The 19,253-nt window shown below is 69.2% G+C and carries 16 protein-coding genes and 2 pseudogenes; 14 read left to right on the forward strand and 4 right to left on the reverse strand.

What is annotated here, in order from left to right; translation table 11 throughout:
- Positions 1–24 precede the first annotated feature (24 nt).
- The 8 genes and pseudogenes from nosZ to tatC all read left to right on the forward strand — a co-directional run bounded on the left by nosZ (position 25) and on the right by tatC (position 7,093).
- The gene (gene nosZ, locus AC3WP6_RS01100; RefSeq protein WP_492625952.1) at positions 25–1,971 is read left to right on the forward strand and encodes a TAT-dependent nitrous-oxide reductase; all 1,947 of its coding nucleotides are present in this window, start codon (positions 25–27) and stop codon (positions 1,969–1,971) included.
- 55 nt (positions 1,972–2,026) lie between these two features.
- Positions 2,027–3,313, forward strand: a complete 1,287-nt coding sequence (locus AC3WP6_RS01105) for a nitrous oxide reductase family maturation protein NosD (protein ID WP_492625953.1) — start codon at positions 2,027–2,029, stop codon at positions 3,311–3,313.
- Positions 3,310–4,245, forward strand: a complete 936-nt coding sequence (locus AC3WP6_RS01110) for an ABC transporter ATP-binding protein (protein ID WP_492625954.1) — start codon at positions 3,310–3,312, stop codon at positions 4,243–4,245. The genes AC3WP6_RS01105 and AC3WP6_RS01110 overlap by 4 nt, the downstream gene beginning before the upstream one ends.
- Positions 4,242–5,075, forward strand: a complete 834-nt coding sequence (locus AC3WP6_RS01115) for an ABC transporter permease subunit (protein ID WP_492625955.1) — start codon at positions 4,242–4,244, stop codon at positions 5,073–5,075. The genes AC3WP6_RS01110 and AC3WP6_RS01115 overlap by 4 nt, the downstream gene beginning before the upstream one ends.
- Positions 5,076–5,077: 2 nt before the next feature.
- Complete coding sequence (locus AC3WP6_RS01120; protein WP_492625956.1) at positions 5,078–5,740, forward strand: nitrous oxide reductase accessory protein NosL; 663 nt, start codon at positions 5,078–5,080, stop codon at positions 5,738–5,740.
- Between the two features lie 33 nt (positions 5,741–5,773).
- On the forward strand, positions 5,774–5,992 hold the full coding sequence (gene tatA, locus AC3WP6_RS01125) for a twin-arginine translocase TatA/TatE family subunit (protein WP_492625957.1): 219 nt from the start codon (positions 5,774–5,776) through the stop codon (positions 5,990–5,992).
- A gap of 9 nt (positions 5,993–6,001) precedes the next feature.
- A complete protein-coding gene (gene tatB / locus AC3WP6_RS01130) occupies positions 6,002–6,331 on the forward strand; it encodes a Sec-independent protein translocase protein TatB (RefSeq protein ID WP_492625958.1) in 330 nt (109 codons plus the stop codon).
- Positions 6,332–6,375: 44 nt separating this feature from the next.
- Positions 6,376–7,093 (forward strand): annotated as a pseudogene (tatC, locus tag AC3WP6_RS01135) (twin-arginine translocase subunit TatC).
- A gap of 5 nt (positions 7,094–7,098) precedes the next feature.
- On the opposite strand, the gene AC3WP6_RS01140 reads toward tatC, so the two are convergent.
- On the reverse strand, positions 7,099–8,199 hold the full coding sequence (locus AC3WP6_RS01140) for a ribonucleotide reductase barrel domain-containing protein (protein WP_492625959.1): 1,101 nt from the start codon (positions 8,197–8,199) through the stop codon (positions 7,099–7,101).
- Positions 8,200–8,388: 189 nt separating this feature from the next.
- On the opposite strand from AC3WP6_RS01140, the gene AC3WP6_RS01145 reads away from it, so the two are divergent.
- Positions 8,389–9,087 carry a Crp/Fnr family transcriptional regulator gene (locus tag AC3WP6_RS01145; protein ID WP_492625960.1) on the forward strand — a complete coding sequence of 233 codons (699 nt, stop codon included), beginning with the start codon at positions 8,389–8,391 and terminating at the stop codon, positions 9,085–9,087.
- Positions 9,088–9,097: 10 nt separating this feature from the next.
- Here the strand turns inward: AC3WP6_RS01145 and AC3WP6_RS01150 are convergent, their stop codons facing one another.
- Genes AC3WP6_RS01150 through AC3WP6_RS01160 form a run of 3 tightly spaced genes read right to left on the reverse strand, consistent with a single transcriptional unit; the run spans position 9,098 to position 12,413 of the window.
- A complete protein-coding gene (locus tag AC3WP6_RS01150) occupies positions 9,098–11,131 on the reverse strand; it encodes an ATP-binding protein (RefSeq protein ID WP_492625961.1) in 2,034 nt (677 codons plus the stop codon).
- Positions 11,132–11,133: 2 nt separating this feature from the next.
- Positions 11,134–11,862, reverse strand: a complete 729-nt coding sequence (locus AC3WP6_RS01155) for a response regulator (protein WP_492625962.1) — start codon at positions 11,860–11,862, stop codon at positions 11,134–11,136.
- Between the two features lie 32 nt (positions 11,863–11,894).
- Positions 11,895–12,413 carry a hypothetical protein gene (locus tag AC3WP6_RS01160; protein WP_492625963.1) on the reverse strand — a complete coding sequence of 173 codons (519 nt, stop codon included), beginning with the start codon at positions 12,411–12,413 and terminating at the stop codon, positions 11,895–11,897.
- Positions 12,414–12,640: 227 nt separating this feature from the next.
- On the opposite strand from AC3WP6_RS01160, the pseudogene AC3WP6_RS01165 reads away from it, so the two are divergent.
- The 5 genes and pseudogenes from AC3WP6_RS01165 to AC3WP6_RS01185 all read left to right on the forward strand — a co-directional run.
- Positions 12,641–12,853, forward strand: a pseudogene (locus AC3WP6_RS01165) (transposase); the annotation flags it as partial.
- 58 nt (positions 12,854–12,911) lie between these two features.
- A complete protein-coding gene (locus tag AC3WP6_RS01170; protein ID WP_492625964.1) occupies positions 12,912–13,334 on the forward strand; it encodes a hypothetical protein in 423 nt (140 codons plus the stop codon).
- Positions 13,335–13,415: 81 nt separating this feature from the next.
- Entirely contained in the window at positions 13,416–14,687 is a 1,272-nt protein-coding gene (locus tag AC3WP6_RS01175; RefSeq protein WP_492625965.1) for a TolC family protein, read from the forward strand.
- On the forward strand, positions 14,684–16,006 hold the full coding sequence (locus tag AC3WP6_RS01180) for an efflux RND transporter periplasmic adaptor subunit (RefSeq protein WP_492625966.1): 1,323 nt from the start codon (positions 14,684–14,686) through the stop codon (positions 16,004–16,006). Before AC3WP6_RS01175 ends, AC3WP6_RS01180 begins: the two co-directional genes overlap by 4 nt.
- Positions 16,003–19,182, forward strand: a complete 3,180-nt coding sequence (locus AC3WP6_RS01185) for an efflux RND transporter permease subunit (RefSeq protein ID WP_492625967.1) — start codon at positions 16,003–16,005, stop codon at positions 19,180–19,182. The genes AC3WP6_RS01180 and AC3WP6_RS01185 overlap by 4 nt, the downstream gene beginning before the upstream one ends.
- Positions 19,183–19,253 lie beyond the last annotated feature (71 nt).

A 19,253-nucleotide genomic window follows, 5' to 3' on the forward strand; every position in this document is an offset into this window, starting at 1 on the left:
TTGCCGAGAGCGAGGAGCATCACCATGAGCGACCACAAGCACGACGAGCACGCCGCGTCGAACCCGACTTCCCCCGCCACCGGGCGCACGTCGCCGGCGGCCGCAGCGGACCTTCCGGGCGACCCGGCGCGCCGCACCTTCATCCGCGGCAGCGCGCTGGCCGGGCTGGTCGGCGCTGGCGGCCTGATCGGCGGCCTCGGGCTGGAACGCACGGCGCAGGCATCGGACCACGACAAGATGCCGGAAGACCACGTGGCGCCCGGCCAGCTCGACGAGTACTACGGCTTCTGGAGCGGCGGCCAGTCCGGCGAGATGCGCATCCTCGGCGTGCCGTCGATGCGCGAGCTGATGCGCATCCCGGTGTTCAATCCCGATTTCGCCATCGGCTGGGGCATCACCAACGAGAGCAAGCGCGTGCTCGGCAAGGGCTTCCCCGCCGGTGGCGACGCGCACCATCCGCACGGCAGCCAGACCCACGGCCATTACGACGGCCGCTACCTGTTCATCAACGACAAGGCCGGCACCCGCGTCGCGCGCATCCGCCTCGACGTGATGCGTACCGACAAGATCACCAAAATCCCCAACGTGCAGGCGATCCACGGCCTGCGCGTGCAGCGCGAGCCGCGCACCGGCTACGTGTTCGCGAATGCCGAGTTCCGCATCCCGACGCCGAACGACGGCCGCGACCTGGACGCCCCGGCCAAGTACCAGGCGATGTTCACCGCGCTCAATGGCGACACCATGGAGGTGGCCTGGCAGGTCATCGTCGACGGGAACCTCGACAACACCGATTGCGACTACGCCGGCAAGTACGCCGCCTCCACCTGCTACAACAGCGAAGGCGCGGTCGACCTCGCCGGCATGATGCGCAGCGAGCGCGACTGGGTCGTGGTGTTCAACCTCGCCCGCATCGAGGCAGCGGTGAAAGCCGGCAAGTTCACCCGCATCGGCAGCTCGAAGGTGCCGGTGCTCGACGGCCGTCACGGCTCGCCGCTCACCATGTACATCCCGGTGCCGAAGAGCCCGCACGGCCTGAACGCCTCGCCGGACGGCAAGTACTTCGCCGCCAACGGCAAGCTCTCGCCCACCGTGACGCTGATGGCGTGGAGCAAGGTGGACGACTACTTCGCCGGCCGGCTGAAGGGCCCGCGCGGCGCGGTGGTGGCCGAGCCGCAGCTCGGCCTCGGGCCGCTGCACACCGCCTACGACAACCGCGGCAACGCGTACACCACGCTGTTCATCGACAGCCAGATGGCCAAGTGGAACATCGCCGACGCGATCGCGGCGTACGCCGGCAAGAAGGTCAACTACCTGCGGCAGAAACTGGACGTGGCCTACCAGCCCGGCCACTGCCATACCTCGCTCGGCGAAACCCGCGACGCCGACGGCAAATGGCTGGTGTCGCTCAACAAGTTCTCGAAGGACCGTTTCCTGCCCACCGGCCCGCTGCATCCCGACCTCGACCAGCTGATCGACATCTCCGGCGACAAGATGGTGCTGGTGGCCGATGCGCCGGTGTTCTCCGAACCCCACGACGCGATCATCCTTCCGCGCCGCATGATCATCGACAAGATCAAGCGCAAGTGGGACCGCAAGGATCCGTTCTTCGCCGAGACCGTGGCGCAGGCGCGCAAGCACGGCGTGGTGCTGGAAAAGGACAGCAAGGTGGTGCGCGCCGGCAAGAAGGTGTTCGTGTACATGACCAGCTCCGCGCCGAAGTACGGCCTGTCGGAGTTCAAGGTCAAGAAGGGCGACGAGGTGACCGTGGTGGTCACCAACATCGACCAGGTCGAAGACCTCACGCACGGTTTCTGCCTGACCGACTACGGCATCAACATGGAGATCAGTCCGCAGGAAACCTCGTCGGTGACCTTCGTCGCCAACCAGCCCGGCGTGTACTGGTACTACTGCACGTTCTTCTGCCACGCGCTGCACCTGGAAATGCGTGGCCGGATGCTGGTGGAGGCGTGATGGCGGGCGGTTGCCGGCCGGCCCCGACCGGCAACCGCCGCAGCCTGCGAAGACCATGACGCCCCGTCACCTGCTCCTGCTCGCCGGCATGCTGCTTGGCGCCTGCACGCTGCTGCAGGCGGCGCCGGCCGCCGACGCCGTGCTGCAGGCGGTCGCGGCCGCGCGGCCGGGCGCGACGGTGACCGTGCCGCCCGGGGTCCACCACCTGCATCTGGTGCTGGACAAGCCGCTGACCCTGGCCGGCGCGCCGGGCGCGGTGCTGGACGGCGACGGCACCGGCAGCGTGGTGACGATCACGGCGCCCGGGGTGACCGTGCGCGGACTCGTGGTGCGCCGCTCGGGCAGCGACCTCACCGCCACCGACGCCGGCATCCGCGTCGGCCAGGCCGCGCGCGGCGCGCAGGTGCTGGACAACCGCATCGAGGACGTGCTGTTCGGCGTGTACCTCGACGGCCCGGCCGCGGTGGACGTGCGCGGCAACACCATCGTCGGCATGCCCGGCCTGCGCCCGCCCGATCGCGGCGACGGCATCCACCTGTGGAACGACACCGGCTGCACCATCGCGCACAACGACGTCAGCGGCACGCGCGACGGCATCTACGTCTACATCAGCCCGGACAACGTGATCCGCGACAACCACATCCACGGCGTGCGCTACGGCGTGCACTACATGTATTCCAAACACAACGAGCTGACCGGCAATGTCAGCCACGACAACACCGCCGGTTTCGCGCTGATGGCCTCCGACCATCTGCGCGTGGTCGGCAACCGCGCCTATCGCGACATGTCGTACGGCATCCTGCTCAACTACATCAACGACAGCGAGATCCGCGGCAACGAGATCCGCGGCATCGCCGGGCAGTTCGACGCCGACGGCAACGTCATCGTCGGCGCCGAAGGCAAGGCGCTGTTCGTCTACCTGTCGCAGGGCAACGCCATCGTCGACAACCTGCTGGCCGACTCGCGCATCGGCATCCACGTCACCGCCGGGTCCAACGCCAACCGCATCGTGGGCAATGCGTTCCTCGGCAACCGCACCCAGGTGATGTACGTGCAGAACGCCGCGCAGGAATGGTCGCGGCCCGGACACGGCAACTACTGGAGCAACTACGCCGGCTGGGATCTCGATGGCAACGGCATCGGCGACGTGCCGTACCGGCCGAACGACGGCGTCGATGCGCTGATGTGGAAATACCCCGACGCGCGGCTGCTGATGTCCAGCCCGTCGGTGCTGCTGCTGCGCTACGTGCAGCGCGCGTTCCCTGTGTTTGCCGCCCCCGGCGTCAGCGACCACTTTCCGCTGATGGCCATTCCCGCAGCGTGGAGAGGACACCAGCCATGACCGACGCGATCGTAGTCGAAGCCCTGGCCAAGCATTACCCGGCATGCGTCGCGCTGGAGCACGTCAGCGCCCGGGTGGCGATGGGCAACGTGGTCGGCCTGCTAGGGCACAACGGCGCGGGCAAGTCGACCCTGATCAAGCTGGTGCTGGGGCTGATCCGCCCGAGCGCCGGGCACATCGCCGTGCTCGGCGCCTCGCCGTGGGGCGCGGGGTCGGCGGCACTCCGGCGACGCATCGGCTACCTGCCGGAAAACGTCGCCTTCTACGGCAACCTGACCGGCCGCGAGGTGCTGGCCTACCTCGCTGCGCTCAAGCGCGCGCCGCGGGCGCAGGTCGACGAGCTGCTCGAACGCGTCGGCCTTGCCGCGGCCCGGGACCGGCGCGTGGCGGCATATTCCAAGGGCATGCGCCAACGCCTCGGCGTGGCGCAGGCGCTGCTCGGCAACCCCGAGGTGGTCGTGCTGGACGAGCCCACCAGCGGCCTCGACCCGCAGGCCACGCGCGAGCTGTATGGCGTCATCGCGCAACTGCGCGCGCAGGGCTGCGGCGTGCTGGTGTCCTCGCACCTGCTGGCCGAGCTGGAGCCGCACATCGACAGCGCGCTGATCCTGCGCCAGGGCGAACTGCTGGCCGCCGGCAGCATGCAGGACCTGCGCCAGCGTGCCGGGCTGCCGGACCTGATGCAGGTGCGCCTGCGGCGCGACGACGATGCCGCGCAGTTCCTGCGCGAGTTGCACGCCAGCGGCGCGCTGTACCACGTGGCCAACGACGGCCGCTACGAGATCGAGGTGGCCGGCAGCGCGAAGCTCGCCCTGCTGCAACGGCTCGCCGCGCGCGCCGAGGTCGGCGACATCGTGGTGAAGGAGGCCTCGCTGGCGCGCCTGTACGACCACCTCGGCGCCGGCCCACGCCAGGGGGAGGGCATGCGATGAACAACGTGGGCATCATTGCCGGCAAGGAATTCCGCGACGATTTCCGCAGCCGCTGGACGATCGCGGTGGCGGTGCTGTTTGCCGCGCTGGCGCTGGTCATTTCCTATTTCGGCGGCGCGGCGGCCGGCAAGGTCGGCTTCACCTCGTTCAATGCCACGCTGGCGAGCCTCACCACGCTGGCCGCGTTCATCGTGCCGCTGATCGGCCTGCTGCTGGCCTACGACATGATCGTCGGCGAGCAGGACAAGGGCACGCTGCTGCTGATGCTGAGCTACCCGATCTCGCGCGCCACGTTGCTGGCCGGCAAGTTCGTCGGCCACTGCAGCGCGATGGCCGGCGCCATGCTGGCCGGGTTCGGCGTGGCCGCCATCGCGATCCAGGTGATGCAGCCGGAGGCGCGCACGCTGGACGCCTGGCGCAGCCTGGGCAATTTCATGCTGAGCGGCGCACTGCTCGGCGCGTGCTTCATCGCGCTGGCCGCCATCGTCGGCACGGCGGCGCGCGACAAGGCGCGCGCTGCCGGCATCGCGCTCCTGGTGTGGCTCATGGCGGTGGTGGTGTTCGACCTGTGCCTGCTGGCGGTGCTGGTGCTCAGCGGCGGCAGCGGATGGGAGCGCGCTGCGTTTCCGTATCTGCTGTACCTCAACCCGGTCGACGTGTTCCGCCTGGTCAACCTCACCACGCTCGGCGCCGGCAGCGGCAACGAGCTCTTCATGGGCATGACCGCGGGGCACGCCTACCCGCTGTGGGGCCTGTACCTGGCGCTGGTGCTGTGGGTGGTAGTGCCGTTCGGCCTGGCGCAGTGGCTGTTCCGACGCGAGGAGGCATGAGCATGCACGCGATGCACGGGGTGTGGCTGGCACTGGCGGTGCTCGGTGCCGCCGGCTGCGGGCGGCAGGTGGCAACGGTGGCGCAACCGGCGGTGGCGATCGCGGCCGACGACACCAGCGTGGGCTGCGGCATGGCGATCGCCGGTGCACCCGGGCCGCGGGCCGAGGCCTACCTGGCCGGCCAGCCGGCGCCGCTCAAGTTTGGCTCGGTGCGCGATTTCTTCGCCTTCATCCTGCAGCCGGAAAACCGCCACCAGCTCGGCCAGCTCTACGTGCAGGACATGGCCGGTGCCGACTGGCGGCGGCCGCCGTCATCGCCGCGCAGTTTCATCGACGCGCGCACGGCGTACTACGTGGCCTGGCAGCCGCTCGCCGGCATGATGGGGCCGACCTTCGCCTCGTTTGCCAGTGCGCCGGCCGCGGCGGATTTCGTGCGCCGCCACGGCGGACAGGTGGTGCGGTTCGACGACGTCGATGCCGCGTTGACCGCCGCGCTGGACACCCGTTGCCCGGCACCAGGCAGCACGATGCATGCGCGGTTCCGCGCCTGCGCTGCCGGCTCCGGCATGGGCCTCGCAGCGCCGGCAACCGGCATGCCGGGCATGCACGCCGGCATGGCCGGCACGTCGCCGGGGCACGCGATGTCCGCGCATGTCCCGCACTGAGCAGTGCCTGTTTCATCGACGGAGAGTGGACCCATGAGCATCTGGCATCTGTTGTTGCTGCTGGTGGTGGTGGCGCTGGTGTTCGGCACCGGCAAGCTGAGCAAGATCGGCCCCGACCTCGGCGCGGCCATCCGCGGTTTCAAGGAGAGCATGGGCACCGAACCGGCGCCGAAGCCGGTCGAGCGCCTGCAGGCCGACGCGGCCGCCACCGGCGAGTCGGTACCCGCGGGCGACAAGGTCGCGCGCAGCTAGGCGACCGCCATGATCGAGCTGGATTTCGGCAAGCTGATCCTGCTGGCGCTGATCGCGCTGGTGGTGCTGGGGCCGGAGAAACTGCCGGTGGCGGCGCGCACCGCCGGGGCGCTGCTGCGCCGGCTGCGTGGCGGTTGGGCCAGCGTGCAGGCGGAAGTGGCGCGCGACCTGCAGTACGCCGAGCTCAAGACGGCGGTCGGCGCGGCGCACACGCAGGCCGTCGCGCTGGAATCGCAGGCCGCGACGCTCGCCAGCGACCTGCGTGATGCGGTGGATGCCGTGGCCGCGCCGGCGCCCGTCGCACCCGGCGGCGATGCCCGCCGCGACGACCCCGCGTGAACGACGCCGCGCCCGATACCGTCACTGCGGCCTTGCCGCGGGGCATGTTTCCGCACCTGCTGGAACTGCGCTCGCGCCTGCTCAAGGCAACGGCCGGCGTGGGGCTGGTGTTTGCGGCCCTGATGCCGTTTGCGAACCGCCTGTACGCCGCCCTGGCGCGGCCGCTGGTGGCGCGCCTGCCCGCCGGCGCGCACCTGATCGCCACCGAGGTCACCAGCCCGTTCCTGACCCCGCTCAAGCTGGCGCTGTATGCGGCGCTGTTCGCCGGCATGCCGGTGGTGCTCTACCAGGCGTGGGCGTTCGTGCGGCCGGGCCTGTATGCGAGCGAGAAACGGCTGGCGCGGCCGCTGCTGGTATCCGCGGTGCTGCTGTTCTACCTCGGCTGCGCGTTCGCGTTTCTTGCCGTGCTGCCGGCGGCGTTCCGGTTCTTCACCGCGGCCACGCCGCACAGCGTGGCGATGATGACCGACATCGCGCACTACCTCGATTTCGTCACCCTGGTGTTGTTGGCCTTTGGCGCGTGCTTCGAGATTCCGGTGGCGGTGGTGATCCTTGCCGCGTTGGGCGTGGTCGATCTCGACCGCCTGCGCCAGGGGCGCCGGTATGCGGTGGTCGGTGCATTCCGCCGTGGCCGCGCTGATCACCCCGCCGGATATCGTCTCGATGATCCTGCTGGCGATTCCGATGTGTCTGCTCTACGAGTTGGGTCTGCTTGCGGTGCGCTGGCTGTTGCCGCACGACCGCGTGCGGGCAACCACCTGAATCGCTCAGCTGGGGTGTGTGGGCTGTCGCGCAGAAGAGCGGGCGGCAAGCATCAACGGCCAGCGCGGGGTGGCCACTGCCATTTGCCGCGCCAACGCTTCCACTTGCTGGCGCAGGTCTGCGGTCGGGCTGGCGGCCAGGGCCAGTGGGTAGTCGATCGGCTCGTCGATCTGCGGTTGCAGCGCGGCGCGCAGGCGCAGCTGTGCCTGCCAGACGGCGCTGTCGCCCGCTGCTGCCGGGTCGCCCGCGATGGGCGCACTGTGTTGCAGTACGGTTGCGGCGTACCCCGGCGAGAGCACCAGACGGGCGCCGCCGGGGGCGTCGATCCGGTGCGAGCGCCAGCCGGCGGGCAGGGGATCCAGTGCATCGCTGACGTCGTTGGCCAGCAGGGCTAGGCGGCGCTGACTATCGATCGCGGTGATGCTGCGATAGCGCCAGCGGTGGGGCACACCGGATCGACGCACCGCGGGCGAGGGGTAGCGGCGGGTCACCGTCAGCGGTGTCTCGCCGCGCAGGGAAGCGGTGGCTCCGCGCGCCATGGCCAGCTCGTGATTGGCTTGCCGGCAGCCCTCGTCGAGTGCTTCCGCGAACCGCCGCGCGGTGTCGCAGGCAGCCGCGCTGGCGTAATCCAGGCCCAGCAACGCCAATGCGTCGGCGATGCCCATGATGCCGATGCGCACGTGGGTATCGGTGCGTCCGACCAGCAGCAGTGCATCGTCCAGCAGGCGCAGCGCCAGGCCGGCGCTGCGCGCGACTGCACCGTAGTCGGAAAATGCGCTGGGCGTACCCGGCCGGGAGACGAAGCACGCGGCGTTCAGCGTAGCGTGCAGTGGGCCGCTGCGCAGGGCGAGCGTCCCGGTGCCGAGCTGGTAGAGCCGCTCGTCGGGCAGCACCCGCCACTGCGCCATGTCCTCGACGAAGCGGTTCAACCACCTCACTCGCCCGGCGTGAGGCTCCGCAGCGGCAAGCGCCGTGGCGATCCGCTGCCAGGTGTCCTCGATCGACACGTCGTGCAGCCTCTTGGCGTCGCGCCAGCGGAACCATGCATCCCACGCCTCCACCGATGCGGCGCAAAGAAAGGGCGAATCAGTGGGTAAGGCGGGCATGCAGGTGACAACTCGAAAGGGTCAACGCGACTCTGCGCAGAGGCAGCGTGTCCACGTTGACAGATATCAACTTGCGAGCGGCAGCAACCGTGCTTGTTACATACCGTTACCCGCCGTTTCCGGTTTGTGGCCCAGCCTCCAGTGGCGCACGGCTATGGTGCAGCCGTCATTTCAATTCGGCCGAGCCCCATGAACCTTGCCCTTGCCGATTGCCACCGCCGAGCCGCCACGCCGATGCCGCACACGACGTGGGCGCTCGATGTCGAACCGTTCCGCGAGCACCTTGCCCTGGCGCGGCGCAAGCTGAAAGCGGGCGATCACCTGTATCGCGCGGGGCAGCCGTTCAATGCGCTGTACCTGGTGCACGAGGGCTTGCTCAAGAGCTGTCTGCTGAGCAGCGATGGTCGCGAGCAGGTCACCGGATTTCGCATGCGCGGCGAGTTGCTGGGCGTCGAGTCGATCGGGCTGGAGACCTACGGTTGCGACGTGGTCGCGCTCGCTGACACGGAAGTCTGGTGCCTGCCGTACTACGCGATGCTCGGCGTGTGCACCGGCAACCCGGCGCTGCAGTCCGGCTTGACTGCCGCGGTTGCCAGCGAGGTGCGCCGCGACCACGGCTGGATGCTGGCAATCGGCACACTGGCGGCGGAGCGTCGGGTTGCCGCGTTTCTACTCAACCACGCCGCGCATTGCGGGCAGTCACAGTTCGTGCTGGCCATGGGGCGCGCCGACATCGCCAGCTTCCTCGCGGTACAGCACGAAACGGTGACACGCGCGCTGGCTGGGCTCGCCAGGCGGGGTCTGATCGCGGTATCGCGCAGGCAGATTCGCCTGCTCGATGCCAACGCGCTGCGCGTCTGGGTGGAGGACGGCGCTGCCGTGCATTGAGTCGGCGCGCTCAATCGCCGAGTGCCCGCGTCAGCGCGGCAGCCAAGTCCTCGCGCCGGTAGGGTTTGCGCAGCAGGTCGAATTCGGATGCGTCTTCGACGCCGCTCGTCTCGCCGCGTGGGTAGCCGGAGGTGAGCAGCACCGCCAGCCCGGGGCGCGCCAGACGTGCCGCGTGCGCCAGCGCGATGCCATCCATGCCGATACCAAGCACCACATCTGTGAACAGCAAGTCGACCTGCGCTTCCTCCGCGAGCATATCCAGTGCTTGACCGGCATCGCGGGCAACCAGTATCCGATGGCCGAGCGATCGCACGAACGCGATGGCAATGTTGAGCACCTCGGGGTCGTCCTCGACCACCAGCACCGTGGCATGGCGCTCTGCGTCGTGGGTATCCGGCCTTGCGCCGGCGGCGATCGCCGGATTGGTCGCCACCGGCAGGTACAGCCGCACGCTGGTGCCATAGCCGAGCCGGCTGTCGATGGTCATGCGCCCGCCCGATTGCTCGACAAAGCCGTAGACCATCGGCAGGCCGAGGCCGCTTCCCTTGCCGGATTCCTTGGTGGTGACGAACGGCTCCAGCACGCGCGACAGGATTTCGGCCGGCATGCCGGTGCCGGTATCGGTCACGGTGAAGGTCACGTAGCAGCCTGGTGGGATGTCCTCCGGCCCGGCCACGGGGATCGTGCAAGGCTCGGCGACGAGCGCCAGGCGACCGCCGCGCGGCATCGCGTCGCGCGCGTTCAACGCCAGGTTGATCAGGGCGGTTTCCAGCTCGGTGGGGTCGGCCTGCACATCGGGCAAGGCATCGACGCAGGTGATCTTCAGCTCGATGGTTTCGCCCAGCGTGCGCGTCAGCAGGTTGCCGAGGGTGTCCAGCATCGGACGCACTGCCACCGCGGTCGGGCGCAGCGATTGGCGGCGGGCGAATGCCAGCAGCTTGCGCGTGAGGTCGGCGCCGCGCTCCACTGCGTGACGCGCGCTGGCGATGGAGGTCGCGGCCGAGTCGGAGTTTTCGGACTCCATTTCGAGCAGCTGCAGATTGCCGGAAATCACCGTCAGCAGGTTGTTGAAATCGTGCGCGATCCCGCCGGTCAGCTGGCCGATGGCATCCAGGCGCTGGGCGTGCGCAAGCTGCACCTCGGCGCGCCGCCGCTGTACCGCCGAGGCCACCAGGTTGGCGACCGATTGCAAGAAGCTCACCGCACCATGGTCGAACCGGCGCGGCGCATGGGCGAGCGCGAGCAGCAGCCCGGATGGCTCGTACAAACCGAACAACGGCACGATGGCGCAGTCGCCAAAGCCCATCTGCGCCAGTTCCGCCTGCAGCTGCGCAAACTCCGCGCCCGCGAGGGCATCCATGGTCATCGCCGGCAGATCGCGGTCGACGAAGAAGTGATGCATGCAGCCCGCGGCCGACAGGATCGGCGCCAGTCGTGCCACGGCTTCGGCCGGAATGCCCGCATCCGCGCGGACGCGCAGCAGCTTGTCATGCCAGTCGGTGGCCAGGATCGCGACCGCGTCAATGCTGAGCGCTGCCATCACTTGCTCGGGAATGCGCGCAATGGCGTCCCAGTGGTCGGGCGACTCCAGCAACAGCCGGCCGATCTGCACTACAAAATTGTCCAGCCGCGAACCCCGTGCGCTTTGCTGGCTGCGCTGAGTGGTGGAAATGTCGCGGATGGCCGCGATGGCCAACGGGCCGTGTTCGGTGGCCACGGGACTCAGGCCGACATCCACCGCAAACTTCTCGCCATTGGCGCGCACGCCTTGCAGCTCGTAATTGATGCCCATGCGACGCACGCGCGGGCGCCGCAGGTATTCGCGAAAATGTGCGGCATGCATGTAGCGCAGCGGCAGCGGCAACAGGGCATCCAGCGGCTGGCGGTGCAGTGCGCCCGGCGCATAGCCAAACAGCTGCTCCGCCTGCGCGTTGGCCAGCGCGATGCGGCCATCCTCGTCCACGGCGAGCATGGCGTCCGGAGTGATGTCGAACAGGGCGCGCAGCACGCCGAACACATCGCGCTGATCCGGTGCCCCGACCATGGTCAACTTTCCTTGCACGTCACGCGCGCCGCGAGCAGATAGCCGGCGCTGCGCACCGACTTGATCAGCACCGGATTGCCGGGATCGACTTCGATCTTGCGCCGCAGGCGGCCGATCTGCATGTCGATCGCGCGATCGATTGGGCCGGCATCGCGCCGGTGCAGACGCGCCATCAGTTCGTCGCGCGACAGCACATGGTTCGGCTGGGCTACCAGTGCGTCCAGCAACGTGTATTCGCCGGTTGTCAGGGGGATCGGTTTGCCGTTGTCGGTCAGTTCGCGGGTGGCGCGGTCGAGCACGAAGCGGTCGAAGCCGTAGCGCCGGGGGGCTGCATCGACGTGAGCGCTGGTCTCGGCTGGTCGGGTTCGCCGCAACACCGAATGGACGCGCGCCAGCAGCTCACGCAGGTCGAACGGTTTGGTCACGTAGTCGTCGGCACCGATTTCCAACCCCACCACGCGATCGACCGGCGCATCGCGGCCGGTGACGATGATGATGGCGCCGTGCCAGTTGGCACGCAGTTCGCGTGTCAACGCCAGGCCGTCCTCGCCCGGCAGGCCCAGATCCAGCAACACCAGATCGGTTGGCTGGTGTGCCAACAGTGCGCGCATCTGCGCGCCATCGCCGGCGGTATCCACCTGCAGCCCCTGGGCGGCCAGGTAGCGCTGCAGCAAGCTGCGGATCCCCGGATCATCGTCGACGATCAACAGTCGCGGGCAGGGTGTGGTCACGATGCGGTTGCCGGAACGGTGTCGCGTGCATTCTATTTCCTGCGGACAATCGATGTCGCACCGTCTGCGGCAATCTGTCGGCGTTGGTTGCGCGCATGGGCCGATTTGATATTTCGCAAACCATGTCGAGTACGGCCGGTGAGGATGGGGCCGATGGTTCTTGCGTTGCGGGGTCGGTGATGCGCCGCGTCATGCTGCTGAAGAAACTTGCCGAGCTGATTCTGATCGCCTGCGTGGTTGGCGCGTACTACGGCTTTTGGCTTGGTGGCCATCCGCTTGCACGGTGGTTTGCGCTGGTGTTTACGCTGCCAGCCGTTGCAGCCGCGCTGTACGGACGCCGCCGCTATCAGGCGGAGCTGCAGCGACAGGCGTTGGCGCGCCAACGGATTGTCGCCTGGCAACGGCAGATGACGGCCGCGATGCACGCTGCGCTTGATCCACAACCGCGCGGACAAAGAGGGCGGTTGCGCCCAGCCGGCGGATTGAACCGCCGCAAGCCGCGGCTCAGGTGGCCCGCACGATGAGCCGGTCGGGCCGATGCCCAGTGCCATGACCCCCTTCCAATTTGCGGTGCCCAGTACGGATATCAGGTGCTCAGGTTTCCGGTTGTCAGGGTGGATGTGGCATCGAAAGGCGAGCCTTGTTTCACCCATTGGTTCGAAGGTCATCGAGCAACATGCCCGCTTTCATTTCGTGGCGGCTGGCGCGAAGCTGTGTGCTGGTCTAATCCTTTCGGACCCCTCGATAGGGGATCATTGCCCCAACGAGGACCAACGATATGAACCGAACCGTTCGCCGCAGCTTCGATGCGGCCTTCAAGCTGCAAGTGGTGCAGATGCTTCGGGACCAAGGCATGAGCGTGGCCCAAGTCTGCCGCGACATGAACTTGGTGGACAGCGCCGTCCGCCGCTGGCTGGGACAGTACACGGCCGAACCGGCCGGCGGTGCCGGCATGGGCAAGCCGCTGACGGCCGGGCAACCGCGCATCCGCCACCCAGTTGACACGTATCAACAAGCCTTGCGGCCGTCGACCCTACCTTGCCCGTGACATGAAGCGCGCCAGACACCTCCGCCTGCGTACCCGCCGCCGCCTCAGTTGGCTGGTGGCGATGATGCTGTTGTGGCAGCAGGTGGCGGTGGCGGCGTATGTGTGTGCGGTCGCGCCGGCCCCGGCGGGCGCGGTGGCGACGATGGTGCAGGCGCATTCGACGGCGGCGATGGGTCACCACTGCGCGCAGATGCCGGCCTCCCAGGGCGACGCCCTCTGCCACCAGCACTGCCAACCCGACCACGCCACCCAGGTCGGCGCCTACACGGCGTCGGTGCCGGTCAATGCGCTGGCGGCGCTGCCGCCAACGCCGTCGTTCGCCACGATGGTCGCATTGCCGTCGAACCGGTTCCATGCGCGGCACGACCCTTGGCGTGAACGGCCACCCCTTCCCAGATTGTTGTTCTGCTCGCTCCTGATTTGATCTGAACCGTCGCGGTATCCACCGACGGGCGCCGTGCCTGCGTGGCACGGCGTGGTTTGCAGATTGACGGAGTGTTCATTCATGTTGTCCATGCGATTGACCCGGCGCCCGATGGTGGCGGGGGTGGCTTTGCTCCTGTGCGGGGCCTTGGCCGTGGTTGCGTCTGCCGCCGAAGCGCCGCTGACCCTGAAAGCGGCCGTACAACAAGGCCTGGCGCGGGCGCCGCAACTGGAGGCGCGTGCCGCCGACGGTACCGCTGCCCGCGAAGAGGCAGCGCGAGCAGGGCGGTTGCCGGATCCCGTGCTCACGTTCGGCTTCGCCAATGTTCCCGTCACCGGTCCGGGCGCTTTCAGTCTGCGTTCGGACGCCATGACGGAGCGCACGGTCGGCGTGATGCAGGCCATCCCGTCGCGCAGCGCACGCCGCGCGGAGCATGATCTGGCCAGCGCCAGGATCGATGCGGCCCAGGCCGAAGGCGTGGTGGCCGCGCAGAGCGTGCGCGAGCGCATCGCCGACGCCTGGATCGAGCTGTGGACCGTCGAGCGGCAGCATGCGCTGCTGGCCGAGCTGCACGACGAGGCCAGTCTGGCCGTGCGGCTCGCCCAGGCACGTCTGCATGGGGGCGAAGGCAGCGCGGTCGATGCGCTGGCGACCCGTGCCGAGCTCGCCACGCTGGACAACCGACTGGCCGCGGTCGAGGCCGATCGGATCGCCGCGCAGGCCGGCCTGCAGCGCTGGCTGGGCGTGTCGCCCGGCACGCTCGCGGCGACACCGGATTTCGACCGCCTGCCGGTGCCACCCGAGCGCCTGTTGGCCGGCATCGACCAGCAGGCGCCGCTGCAGGCGTGGGCCGCGCGCGAGCAACTGGCGCGGGCGACGCTCGAACGGGCGCGCGCGGCGCGCCACCCGGACTGGAGCGTAACCGCCAGCTACGGCCGGCGTGCGCCGGGCCTGTCGGACATGGTGATGCTCGAGGTGGGGGTCAGCCTGCCGTTGTTCACGCGCAACCGGCAGGATCGCGGCATCAGCGCCAGTCAGGCGCAATGGGACGCCGTGCAGGCCGATCACGAAGACGCGCGCCGCGCGCAGCGCGAGGCGGTGACGCGGGCGCTGGCAGCGTGGCAGGGCTGGGGGCAACAAATCACGCGCTATCGGCAAACGCTGTTGCCGCTGGCACGCGATCGCGCGCGCACCGCGCTGGCCGGCTACCGCGGCGGCGGCCCGCTGCAGCCGTGGCTGGATGCCCGCCGCGCCGAGATCGCACTGCGCCTGAGCTATGTGGATGCGCTCGCTGCGCATGCCCGGTTGTGGGCTTCACTCGCCTATCTGCTGCCTCCGGAGGTGACGCCATGAAGCGTCCGCTGATCATCCTTGCCTCTGTCGCTGCGGCGGTGGCCCTGCTCGTCGTCGGCTACCTCGGCGGTCGTCGCCAAGCGCCGATGGCGCTTGCGCCCACGGCGGTGTCGGCGGCTGCCGCAGACACCGCCGGCAAGGTGTTGTACTGGTACGACCCGATGGTGCCGGGCCAGCATTTCGACCATCCTGGCCTGTCGCCGATGGGCATGCAGATGGTGCCCCGCTACGCCGACGGCGGCGGTGCCGATGCGGGCGTCGTGCGGATCGACCCGGCCACCGTGCAGAACCTCGGCGTGCGTACCGCACCGGTCGAGCGCCGGGTACTGCCGACCGTGCTGCGCGTACCCGGCACGCTGGCATGGAATCCGCGCGAGGCCAGCGCGGTGAGCGCCCGCGTCGACGCGGTGGTCAGCCGACTGCTGGTGCGTGCGCCGTACACGAAAGTGGCGGCCGGCGAGCCGCTGGCCGAGCTGCTGGCGCCGCAATGGAGCAGCGCGCTGGCCGAGTACGACGCGCTGCAGGACGCGCAGTCGGCCGACGCGAAGGCCTTGCGCAGCGCCGCGCGCGAGCGCCTGCAGGTACTCGGCCTGACTGCCGCGGACATCCGCGCCGCACGGCGCGGCGCGGGCGCGGCGATCACCCTGCATGCGCCGCAGGCGGGCGTGGTCACCACGCTGGAGGTGCGCGACGGGCAGCGGGTCGGCGCCGGGCAGACGCTGATGATGTTGAACGGTCTGGCGACGGTGTGGGTCGAGGCATCGCTGCCGCAGGCCGTCGCCGGCACGGTGCACGCCGGTACGCCGGTCACCGTCACGGTCGATGCGTTCCCCGGGCAAGTGTTCCACGGCAACGTCGAGACGCTGCTGCCGGACATCGACAATGCCACGCGCACCCAGCGCGCGCGCATCGTGCTGGCCAACCCGGACGGCCGGCTGAGTCCGGGCATGTTCGCCACCGTGCAACTACAGCCGGCCGCCGGCGAGGCGGTGCCGGTGGTGCCGAGCGATGCCTTGATCGCGACCGGCACCCAGACGCGGGTGATCGTGGCGGAAATGGACGGCCGGTTCCGCCCGCTCGCCGTGCGCACCGGGCGTTCGTCCGGCGGCTACACCGAAATCCTGGATGGCTTGCATGGTGGCGAGAAGGTCGTCGTCTCTGGCCAGTTCCTGATCGACTCGGAGGCCAGCCTGTCCGGTGCGCTGGAACGCCTTGGCGAACGCGGAGGGGTTCCCGCAGCCGCCGCCAGTGCCCTTCGTCCGGCAACCCCGCATGACTCGCATGCGGGCCAGGTGGTGCCGAGCGGAGGTCGGCCATGATCGCCGCCCTGATCCGCACTGCCGTCGCCAACCGCGTGTTCGTGCTCCTGGCCGCACTGGCGCTGGCGGCGGCGGGCATGTTCTCGCTGACGCGCACGCCGCTCGACGCGTTGCCGGACCTGTCCGATACCCAGGTGATCATCCGCACCAGCTGGGCCGGGCAATCGCCGCAGGTGGTCGAGGACCAGGTCACCTATCCGCTGGCCACCACCATGCTGTCGGTGCCCGGTGCCCGCACGGTGCGCGCGTACTCGTTCTTCGGCGACTCCTACGTCTACGTGCTGTTCGACGACAGCACCGACCTGTACTGGGCCCGCTCGCGCGTGCTGGAGTACCTGAGCCAGGTGCGCGACCGACTGCCGGCCGGGGTCAATCCGTCGCTCGGGCCCGACGCCACCGGCCTAGGCTGGATCTACGAGTACGCGCTGGTCGACCGCACCGGCAAGCACGACCTCGGCGAGCTGCGCGCGCTGCAGGACTGGTTCCTGCGCTACCAGCTGAAAACCGTGCCGGATGTCGCCGAAGTGGCCAGCCTGGGCGGCATGGATCGCGCCTGGCAGATCGTGCCGGACCCGCAGGCGCTGGCCGCGCGCGGTATCACCGTGGCGCAGCTGACGGACGCGGTACGCGCGGCCAACGGCGCCAGCGGCGGCTCGGTGATCGAGCAGGGCGAGGCGGAACTGATGGTGCGCAGCGAAGGCTATCTGCACAGCCGCGAGGACTTCGAGCATGTGCCGGTCGGCACCAACGCGAACGGCGTGCCGGTGCTGCTGGGCGAGGTCGCCACGGTGCGGCGCGGGCCGAGCTTCCGGCGCGGCATTGCGGAACTGGATGGCCAGGGCGAGGTGGCCGGCGGCATCATCGTGCTGCGTTCGGGCAAGAACGCGAAGGCCGCGATCGAGGCGGTCAAGACGAAGCTCACCGAACTCAAGCGCAGCCTGCCGGCCGGCGTCGAGATCGTGCCGACCTACGACCGCTCGCAGCTGATCGACGCGGCGGTGGACAACCTGTGGGGCAAGCTGCTGGAGGAGTTTCTGGTGGTCGCGCTGGTCTGCGTGCTGTTCCTCGGCCACCTGCGCTCGGCGCTGGTGGCGGTGGTCAGCCTGCCGCTGGGCGTGCTGGCCGCGTTCATCGCGCTGCACCTGCAGGGCGTGACGGCGAACCTGATGTCGCTCGGCGGCATCGCCATCGCGATCGGCGCGATGGTCGATGCGGCGGTGGTGATGATCGAGAACACGCACAAGCACCTCGAGCATTGGCGCGACGCGCACGGCGGCGATGAGCCGCAAGGTGCAGCGCGCTGGTCGCTGGTGGTCGAGGCGGCGGCAGAGGTGGGGCCGGCGCTGTTCGTCAGCCTGCTGATCATCGCGCTGTCGTTCATCCCGGTGTTCGCGCTGCAGGGGCAGGAAGGCAAGCTGTTCAAGCCGCTGGCATTCACCAAGACCTACGCAATGGCGGCGGCGGCCGGGCTGGCGGTAACCCTGGTGCCGGTGCTGATGGGCTATCTGATCCGCGGGCGTATCCGGCCGGAACATGCCAACCCGCTCAACCGCTGGTTGATTGCGCTGTACCGGCCGATTCTGGAAGTGGTGCTGCGCCGTCCGAAGACGACCCTGGTACTGGCCGGACTCCTGCTGCTCAGCGCGCTGCTCCCGCTCAGCCGGCTCGGCAGCGAGTTCATGCCGGCAATGGACGAGGGCACGCTGTTGTACATGCCCACCGCATTGCCGGGGTTGTCCTCCGGCAAGGCGGCGCAACTGCTGCAGCTCACCGACCGCATGATCAAGACGGTGCCTGAGGTCGACCACGTGTTCGGCAAGGCTGGCCGCGCCGACACCGCCACCGATCCGGCGCCGATGGAGATGTTCGAAACCACCATCACCTTCAAGCCGAAGGACCAATGGCGACCGGGCATGACGATGGCGAAGATCAAGGCGGAGCTGAACCAGGCGGTGCAGGTGCCGGGTCTGACCAACCTGTTCGTGCCGCCGCTGCGCAACCGCATCGACATGCTGGCCACCGGCATCAAGAGCCCGATCGGCATCAAGGTGCTGGGCAGCCAGGTGGACCGCCTGCAGGCGGTCGCCGACCGCATCGAGGCGGTAGCACGCACGGTGCCGGGCGTGGGCTCGGCGATTGCCGAGCGGGCGGCCAGCGGTCGCTATGTCGACGTGCGTATCCGCCGCGCCGAGGCCGCACGCTATGGCCTGACCCAGCAGCAGGTGCAACAGCTGGTGGCGACGGTGGTCGGCGGCGATCCGATCGGGCAAACCGTCGAAGGCCGCGAGCGCTATCCCATCGTGCTGCGCTACCCGCGGGCCGATCGCGATTCGCTGGCCGCATTGAAGGCCTTGCCGATCGTCGCGGCGAACGGCGCGCAGCTGACGCTGGGGCAGGTGGCCGAGATCAAGGTGGTCGCCGGACCGCCGATGCTGAAGAGCGAGAACGGCCAGTTGGCGACCTACGTCTACGTCGATACCGCCGGGCGCGACCTGGGTGCGGTGGTGGCGGACTTGCAAGCGGCGGTGGCGCGCGAGGTGCGCCTGCCACCGGGCGTCACGGTCGCTTGGTCGGGCCAGTTCGAATACCTGGCGCAGGCGATGCAGCGGCTGACCCTGGTGGTGCCGGTCGTGCTGTTGATCGTGTTCGTGCTGATCTACGCGGTGTTCCGCCGGGTGAGCGAGGCGGCGGTGATCATGGCCAGCGTACCGCTGGCGCTGGTCGGCGGACTGTGGCTGATCTGGCTGCTTGGCCATGCGGTATCGGTGGCGACGATGATCGGCTTCATCGCGTTGGCCGGCGTCGCCGCCGAGTTCGGCGTGGTGATGATGCTGTACCTGCGCCACGCGTGGGACCACCAGTTGGCCATCGATCCGCACTCGGGGCCGGCCGAGCTGGACGAGGCGATCCGCGAGGGCGCGGTGCAGCGCGTGCGGCCGAAGGCGATGACCGTGGCGGTGATCCTCGCCGGCCTGTTTCCGATTCTGCTCGGCCACGGCGCCGGTTCGGAAGTGATGCAGCGCATTGCCGCGCCGATGATCGGCGGCATGCTCACCGCGCCGTTGCTGTCGATGCTGGTGGTACCCGCCGCATTCCGGCTGCTGGTCCTGCACCGCTTGCGCAGGAACGTCCAGGACGCCTGTTCCCAACCCGACGGAGGGAAATCCACACCATGAAAAAGCCTCTCCCCGCCCTGGCGCTCACCGGCTCGCCGGCCGAGCACCAGTCGTTGCTGGACCGTGCACGC

This window comes from Rhodanobacter sp. FW106-HT46G03, from assembly GCF_058789895.1.

Excerpts from the sequence above, each read along its gene's own strand:
- AC3WP6_RS01110 (WP_492625954.1), top strand. The coding sequence starts at position 3,310 with ATGACCGACGCGATCGTAGTCGAAGCCCTGGCCAAGCATTACCCGGCA.
- AC3WP6_RS01160 (WP_492625963.1), bottom strand. The coding sequence starts at position 12,413 with ATGGCACTGGGCATCGGCCCGACCGGCTCATCGTGCGGGCCACCTGAG.
- AC3WP6_RS01140 (WP_492625959.1), bottom strand. The coding sequence starts at position 8,199 with ATGCCCGCCTTACCCACTGATTCGCCCTTTCTTTGCGCCGCATCGGTG.
- AC3WP6_RS01120 (WP_492625956.1), top strand. The coding sequence starts at position 5,078 with ATGCACGCGATGCACGGGGTGTGGCTGGCACTGGCGGTGCTCGGTGCC.
- tatB (WP_492625958.1), top strand. The coding sequence starts at position 6,002 with ATGATCGAGCTGGATTTCGGCAAGCTGATCCTGCTGGCGCTGATCGCG.
- AC3WP6_RS01175 (WP_492625965.1), top strand. The coding sequence starts at position 13,416 with ATGTTGTCCATGCGATTGACCCGGCGCCCGATGGTGGCGGGGGTGGCT.
- AC3WP6_RS01150 (WP_492625961.1), bottom strand. The coding sequence starts at position 11,131 with ATGGTCGGGGCACCGGATCAGCGCGATGTGTTCGGCGTGCTGCGCGCC.
- nosZ (WP_492625952.1), top strand. The coding sequence starts at position 25 with ATGAGCGACCACAAGCACGACGAGCACGCCGCGTCGAACCCGACTTCC.
- AC3WP6_RS01105 (WP_492625953.1), top strand. The coding sequence starts at position 2,027 with ATGACGCCCCGTCACCTGCTCCTGCTCGCCGGCATGCTGCTTGGCGCC.
- AC3WP6_RS01145 (WP_492625960.1), top strand. The coding sequence starts at position 8,389 with ATGAACCTTGCCCTTGCCGATTGCCACCGCCGAGCCGCCACGCCGATG.
- AC3WP6_RS01115 (WP_492625955.1), top strand. The coding sequence starts at position 4,242 with ATGAACAACGTGGGCATCATTGCCGGCAAGGAATTCCGCGACGATTTC.
- AC3WP6_RS01180 (WP_492625966.1), top strand. The coding sequence starts at position 14,684 with ATGAAGCGTCCGCTGATCATCCTTGCCTCTGTCGCTGCGGCGGTGGCC.
- tatA (WP_492625957.1), top strand. The coding sequence starts at position 5,774 with ATGAGCATCTGGCATCTGTTGTTGCTGCTGGTGGTGGTGGCGCTGGTG.
- AC3WP6_RS01185 (WP_492625967.1), top strand. The coding sequence starts at position 16,003 with ATGATCGCCGCCCTGATCCGCACTGCCGTCGCCAACCGCGTGTTCGTG.
- AC3WP6_RS01170 (WP_492625964.1), top strand. The coding sequence starts at position 12,912 with ATGAAGCGCGCCAGACACCTCCGCCTGCGTACCCGCCGCCGCCTCAGT.